Origin of the sequence: Mycobacterium sp. (assembly GCF_049280035.1) — a bacterium.
Lineage (GTDB): Bacteria > Actinomycetota > Actinomycetes > Mycobacteriales > Mycobacteriaceae > Mycobacterium.
On record NZ_JBAPPI010000625.1, the window covers coordinates 1 to 6,742 of the forward strand.

The following is a 6,742-nucleotide window of genomic DNA, read 5'->3' on the forward strand; positions in this document are numbered from 1 at the left end:
GATGAACGCGCGCGGTGGCACGCCCGCTGGTCATGGTCCAGGCCCGGCACTGGGTAACTAGCGACTGATCCAGCGAAACCCGTCCGCTCGGCGCAGCCGCGATCACCGCGTACACGATGCCGCCCGCGCCGGATCCCGAAATGCCTTGAGCGGATTGCCCGTGACCGCCGGCCGGGTCGGCCAGCGCCGCGCAGCGCGCAGGGGCCGATGCGCTATTCCCGCCAAGACCCCAGATCGCCGGTGGCGCGGCCTCGCCCGAAACCGCGGTCACCTCATAGCCAGGCGGCAGTTCGCGTCCCACCCGTCTGATGTTGGCGGGGTCGATGTGGCGAGCCGGAGTGGTACCCGACGGCGCCGGCGCGGGTTGGCGTGCGTGCGCACATGAGACGAGCAGCAGGACAACGACAACCACCGCAGCGGCCCAGGGCCGCATGCTAGCCGACAGCCCGAATAACTTGGCGCGCAGCGTGTTTGATCTTATTCGTCATGTCACGGCTCAACGAAATCTCGCGCGGGTCGGGCACGTCGATGACGGTGGTGACCACGCCCACGTCGTCGCGCTCCCAGAAAGCGCCATAGTGGTCCATGATCGTCCGCATCGCCACGTTGTCGGCGAGCATCCGGCCGGAGAACTTTTCAACTCCGTCGACCCGAGCGGCGACGGAGAGCGCGGCGATCAAGAAGGAACCGATACCGCGGCCTTGGTAGGCATCCGCGACGGTGAACGCGATCTCAGCGATGGTGGGATCGTGATCGTCTCGAACAAAGCGCGCGTCGGCGACCGGGTTGCCCTCCTCATCGGTCATCACCCACACGAAGTGGTCGACGTAGTCGACCTCGGCCAAGTAGTCCATCAGCGCCGGGCTGGGCACGCGCGGTGACATGAACCGCCGGTACAGCGTCTCGCTGGAGAACCAGACGTGCCCCTGCATGGTTCGCACGCTGTCGCCGGGCAACACCGGACGAAGCAGCAGTTCTGTTCCGTCGCGCATCCGAACTGGGATCGGCGTGAGGAAGGCGGCGAGTCGCTGCCGGACGGTGCGCACCAGCCGGCCCATGATTCCCGGGATGTGCACCATCCGGGCGAAGGCGTCGTTGTCACCGATCCAGCCGGCCAACGGCTCGGTCGTGGTCACGGTCGCCGTCCGCGGGATGTCGCGCAGCAGGGCAATCTCGCCGACGATCGTGCCGGCGGAAACATGCTCGACGGTCACCACGTCGTCGTCGCCGACGTGCTTGATCTCGGCGGTACCCGACGAGATGAGCAGAAAGGAAACCGCTTGCTCACCCTGCTGCATGAGCACCTGGCAGGCAGCGGCTCGCAGCGGTTGCAGGCTCGCCGCCAACGGCATCAGGTCCTCTGGCGGACATCCCTTGAAGATGTCCAATCCGGCCAGTTCGTCGGCGCGCAGCGCGGTCAGTTCGGTCACAATGCCTAATCCGCCCCTGTCGCCGTCCGATGCTGCCAGGTTATGGGCTGGGTTCGGTTCGCAGCAAGGATGGTCTGGCAAGTCCCGCCCCGGATGCGCACTTCAGTCGCGGCCGGTCCAGACTCACGGGATGGACATCACCGACGATCCACTGGCAATAACCCGCAATCTGCTCGATCGCAGAGCTACCGTGCGGCACGGTTTCCTGGACGTGCTAGGCGAATCAACGGCGGTGCAAGTCCCCACATTCGCCCAGCGCGCGATGAACAGCCCGTTGGTGGCGGGCGTCTACGAACGACTGTGGCGCCCGGTCGCGTTTTACGTCGCCAGCGGTGTCACCACCGGCGCCGAGCAACGCCGCGCCGCCGACGCATTACGTTTGTCCGGTGCGCATAGGTTGCTCGACATCGCTTGCGGCCCAGGTAATTTCACCGGCAAGTTAGCGCAACAGCTGCCCGACGGCGGGCTTGCCGTCGGATTGGACATCTCCGAACCGATGTTGACTCGCGCCGTGCTGGACAACAGCGGACCACGCACCTGTTACGTCCGCGGGGACGCGGGCACGCTGCCGTTCGGCGATGAAACTTTCGACGCCGTCTGCTGTTTCGGCGCCCTCTATCTGATGCCCGAACCGTTCCAGGTGGCCCGCGAGATGGTGCGGGTGCTCACGCCGGGCGGTCGGGTGGCGATACTCACCAGCTACGCCGGGCAATCGGCGCCGGTCCGGCACGCGTTGATCGCGGGTGCCCGGGTCATCGGGCTGCGCATGTTCGATCGACATGCGTTCGTCGACCTTTTTACCTCTGCCGGCCTAGTCGACGTCGAGCAGCAGACCCAACGCAGCTTGCAGTTTGTGACGGCCCGCAAGCCCGGGTGACCGGGGGTCAGCCGATCGAGTAGAAACCCTCTTCGGTCGGCTCCGCGGCGAAGGCTCCCCGAGCGGCCATGGCATGAGATTTGAACACGTGCGCGGCGGCGCTCGGCCGGTGTCGAACCGGGACGAACCTGCAATTCAGCTTCGGCGGATGGCGCCGACCCCAGAGCAGAACGTCGGTCGCATTGCCCTTGCGGGTCGCGAGCACCAGCCGACGGAGGTGTTCGTTTGCCACGAACACATCGGTTGCGACGGCAAGCACGTGTGGCCGGGACGGACTTCCCGCGCAATCCGGTCCGGCCGCCGTGGTCGCGACTCTGGCGCCCAATATCCGTATCGGCCGGTCGTCAATGGCCCCTCCACGGTCGCCGTCGACCGCGACCGTGACATTCCATCCCGCCATCGCCCGATCGAAAATCAGCCCGCCGATCGACGTGACCAGATCGGCGATGTCGGTCGCGACCACATGCAGCCGGTACCGGCCGGAGTCCTCCGCCGCCCGACCCGGCGACGTGGCGGCTCGCAGCGCAGGCGGGCTATTCGGTTGGGTAAGCGGGCTGGCGGGAGCGGCCACGTGCTGTCCGTTCGACTGATTTGACGAATTTGATTGACACTACGAATATAGAGTAGCCTGATGTGAAACGAAAACCTAGTACACCGCGCAGATCTGCTGTGACACCAAAATCGCCCGTCACCGGCCGCTACACTGCCGCCATACCAAAGAGACGCAAGCCGAATCCGGACCAGCGCCGCCGCGAACTGTGCGATGCAGCGATCCAGCTGCTGGCCGACGACGGCGCCAAGGGCCTGAGCCATCTCAAAGTCGACGCACGCGCCGGCGTGCCCGATGGCACCACCTCGTTCTACTTCCGCACCCGCTCAGCATTACTGCGCGCGGTTGCCGAGCGGATGGTCGAGCTCGACCTGGCCGCGTTGCAGTCGGTTGCCGACCGGGCCGGCCTGGACGACGGGGCGTCGGCCTCCACCCTGGCAAACCTGGTCATCCAGTCCGGGGAAGAGCCGCAGCTAAGCCGAACCAAGGCTCGCTATGAGCTGACCATGCAGGCGACCCGCGATCCGGCGATTGCCGCAACCCTGCAGCGCGCCACCGACGCATTCACCAGGCTGCATCACGAAATCCTTGTGCAGCTGCTGCCGCACGGCGCCGATTTGGACCCCGCCGTCGTCGACGATCTGAGCAACGTCACGCTGACGTTCATCAACGGCCTTTTGCTGCGCTTCGCCCACGGCGATCGGATCATCGACAGCCCAGAACGGCTTGACGGCGTCCTTTCGGCCATCGTGACCGGGATCTTGCGCAGCGAGCAGCAGGGACGGCTCACCCACGACGGCGCCTCGCGGCAGCCACGTCGGGGCCGATCGTCGCCAAGCCGCTAAAGCGGCGGGTTCTTGCCGAAATACAGGCGCATATGGTTCTCTACGGTAATAGAGTTAATCCGGCGCCTGAGCCGGCGAGCACAGTTCTTTTAAGCAGAAAGTACAAATCGCCCGAACCGCCCCAGACGCTGACACACTGGCGGCATGCGGCGCACCTGGGTGTGGAAGTTGTAGCGAAAGGCGAGATTTCGTGACGATCAGCACCGGCTTGGACGTCCAGGACGTCTATTACGACCCCTACGACGTCGTCCTCAACGCCGACCCCTATCCGATGTTCCGCCGACTGCGCGAGCAGGCGCCGTTGTACTACAACTCTCAGCATGACTTCTACGCGCTGAGCCGGTTCGCCGATGTCGACAGGGGCCTGGTGGACCACGGCACGTTCAGTTCAGCGCGGGGCATCATCCTGGAGTTGATCAAGGCCAACCTCGACATCCCGCCAGGCCTGCTCATCATGGAAGATCCGCCGATCCATGACGTGCACCGCAAGCTGCTGGCCCGCATGTTCACCCCGCGCAAAATCGCTGCGCTCGAGCCGCAGATACGCGAATTCTGCGCCCAGTCACTGGACCCGCTGATCGGAACAGGACGCATCGACTTCGTCGCCGATCTGGGAGCCCAGATGCCGATGAAGGTCATCAGCATGCTGCTCGGCATCCCGGAAGACGACCAGGAATTCATCCGCGACCAGACCAACGCGCAGATGCGCACCGAAGCCGGCAAACCTATGAACGCCGACCACGGCTTGGCCACCGGCGAGGTCTTCGCCGCCTACATTGATTGGCGCGCCACCCATCCGTCTGATGACATCATGACCGAACTGCTCAACGTCGAGTTCGTCGACGAGACCGGCACCACCCGCCGACTGACCCGCGACGAATTGCTGATCTACCTCAACGTGGTGGCCGGCGCAGGCAACGAGACCACAACGCGGCTGATCGGTTGGGCCGGAAAGGTTCTCGCTGAACATGCGGATCAGCGCAGCGAACTGGTTGACAACCCTGCGCTGATACCGCAGGCCGTCGAGGAACTGCTGCGCTTCGAACCACCGGCCCCGCATGCTGCCCGGTATGTGACACGCGACATCAGCTTCTACGATCGAACGGTGCCCGAAGGCAGCGTGATGATGATGCTGATCGGCGCCGCCTGCCGCGACCATCGCCAATTCGGTTCGGACAGCGAGGAATTCAACATCCACCGGCCGGCTCATCAGCACCTGGCCTTCAGCGTCGGAACCCACTTCTGTCTGGGCTCGGCGTTGGCACGCCTAGAAGGCCGAATCGCTCTAGAAGAGATCCTCACACGCTTTCCGGACTGGGAAGTCGATCTGCCGAATGCCCGCCTCAGCCCGACGTCGACGGTGCGAGGGTGGGAGTCGATGCCGGCCCGGACACCATGAGGCATCGATGCGGGCAGCTTACTCAAATAATCACCAACTAAGCAGGAGATGACTAATGCCCGAATACGACTACGAAGAACTGAAGAAGGAAGCCGAGCAGTACATCAGGTTCGAGAAGGACAAGAAGAACAGGATCGCCTATATCACCTTCGATCGTCCTGAGGCGCAGAACTCCACCACCCTGGGCATGCGGCAGAACTACGCGGACCTGATCCATAAGTGCAACGTCGACGACGACGTCAAGGTCGTGGTGATCCGTGGCGAGGGGCAAGACTTCGGCAGCGGCGGGGACTTGCCCGAGCAGCGTCCGATGCTGGAGAACCCGGGCCTGCCGCTGCTGCATGAACTCGCCATCAACGACGACGACGTCAAGTACCCGCCCGGCGGCTCATACCGCTATCTGTCCACCGTCACCGACTTCTATGCCAAGGCGCGCGCCGGAAACCGCCCACTTCAGGAGCTTCGCAAGATCAGCATCATCGAGGCCAAGGGGTATTGCTACGGGTGGCACTTCTACCAGGCCGGCGACGCCGATCTGGTGATCTCTTCTGACGACGCGCTTTTCGGGCATCCCGCCTTCCGCTACGTCGGCTGGGGACCACGCCTGTGGTGGTGGGCCGAGACGATGGGCCTGCGGAAGTTCTCCGAAATGCTGTTCACCGGACGTCCGTTCAGCGCGAAAGAAATGTACGAGTGCGGCTTCATCAACAGCGTCGTGCCCCGCGACAAGCTGGAGGACGAAACGCTGAAATACGCGCTGGCGTGCTCGAAGTCGCGCCCGACCGACACCGTCGCGGTGCAGAAGACGTTCCTGGAGCTCTACAAGCAGCACAAGGGCGAGTACTTCGGCAGCCTGCTCACCGGGATGGTCGAGGGCATGCTGCCGATGATCCAAAACGACGCGCAAGAGGTTGACCTCACCGAGGGCACCTTCGAAAAGGGCCTGAACAACGTCGTCAAGGACAACGACCTGAACTTCCCGCCGGAGTGGCGGCTCAGCCGCTCGGGACGAAACAAGCCCTGACGTTTCGAGGGAGTGCATGTCGACACTGACTGGTATCAGGCTCGTCGAGCTGGCCGAATCGGTCGCCGGAGAATACTGCGGGAAATTACTCGCGGACTTCGGCGCCGAGGTGATCAAGATCGAACGTCCACCCTGCGGCAGCCCGACTCGGGCGATGGCCCCGATCATCGGTGATGGCGGCGGGCCCGAGCGCAGCGCACTGTTCGCCTACCTGAACACCAACAAGCGTTCGGTCTTACTCGACGTCAGCTCAGCCGATGAGATCGAGAAGCTGCACCGGATCATTGCCACGGCCGATGCGGTCGTCGACGATCACGCACCGTCTTGGTCCGAATCGGTTGGCTTGTCGGCGGCCGAGTTTCCGCGCCGGCACCCCGCCGTGGTGTTCTGTTCCATCACCCCATATGGCGCTCAGGCCCCGCCGGAATTCGAGAATGCCAAGAGCATCAACGTATTCAACAGCAGCGGATGGGGCTACCACACACCCAGCCACGCCGACCCTGCCAAGCCGCCGTTGAAGGGGCCCGGCCGTTTCCTCGCCGACTACGAAGCCGGGCTCGACGCGGCACTGTGTGTAGCCGCATCGCTGTTCTGGCAGCTGCACAGTGGGCGCGGCC

The 6,742-nt window shown here is 64.2% G+C and carries 8 protein-coding genes; 5 read left to right on the plus strand and 3 right to left on the minus strand.

Annotated features, from left to right (window positions below):
- Together WAN71_RS20030 and WAN71_RS20035 are read right to left on the minus strand one after the other, a co-directional pair.
- Window positions 1-301: DUF5642 family protein (locus WAN71_RS20030; protein WP_422226997.1), on the minus strand; the 301-nt coding region annotated here is incomplete at its 3' end.
- Window positions 302-434: 133 nt separating this feature from the next.
- Entirely contained in the window at window positions 435-1,430 is a 996-nt protein-coding gene (locus tag WAN71_RS20035; protein WP_422226998.1) for a GNAT family N-acetyltransferase, read from the minus strand.
- A 130-nt stretch (window positions 1,431-1,560) separates the two neighbouring features.
- Between WAN71_RS20035 and WAN71_RS20040 the strand changes: the two genes are divergently transcribed.
- The gene (locus WAN71_RS20040; RefSeq protein ID WP_422226999.1) at window positions 1,561-2,307 is read left to right on the plus strand and encodes a class I SAM-dependent methyltransferase; all 747 of its coding nucleotides are present in this window, start codon (window positions 1,561-1,563) and stop codon (window positions 2,305-2,307) included.
- Between the two features lie 7 nt (window positions 2,308-2,314).
- Here WAN71_RS20040 and WAN71_RS20045 read toward each other — a convergent pair whose 3' ends face one another.
- Entirely contained in the window at window positions 2,315-2,878 is a 564-nt protein-coding gene (locus WAN71_RS20045) for a hypothetical protein (protein ID WP_422227000.1), read from the minus strand.
- Window positions 2,879-3,018: 140 nt separating this feature from the next.
- On the opposite strand from WAN71_RS20045, the gene WAN71_RS20050 reads away from it, so the two are divergent.
- The 4 genes from WAN71_RS20050 to WAN71_RS20065 all read left to right on the plus strand — a co-directional run.
- Window positions 3,019-3,702: a TetR/AcrR family transcriptional regulator gene (locus tag WAN71_RS20050; protein ID WP_422227003.1), complete on the plus strand. Its 684-nt coding sequence runs from the start codon at window positions 3,019-3,021 to the stop codon at window positions 3,700-3,702.
- Between the two features lie 271 nt (window positions 3,703-3,973).
- Window positions 3,974-5,101, plus strand: a complete 1,128-nt coding sequence (locus WAN71_RS20055; RefSeq protein ID WP_422227004.1) for a cytochrome P450 — start codon at window positions 3,974-3,976, stop codon at window positions 5,099-5,101.
- Window positions 5,102-5,156: 55 nt separating this feature from the next.
- Entirely contained in the window at window positions 5,157-6,125 is a 969-nt protein-coding gene (locus WAN71_RS20060; RefSeq protein WP_422227001.1) for an enoyl-CoA hydratase/isomerase family protein, read from the plus strand.
- 16 nt (window positions 6,126-6,141) lie between these two features.
- The coding region (locus tag WAN71_RS20065) for a CoA transferase (RefSeq protein ID WP_422227002.1) at window positions 6,142-6,742 on the plus strand (601 nt) is incomplete at its 3' end.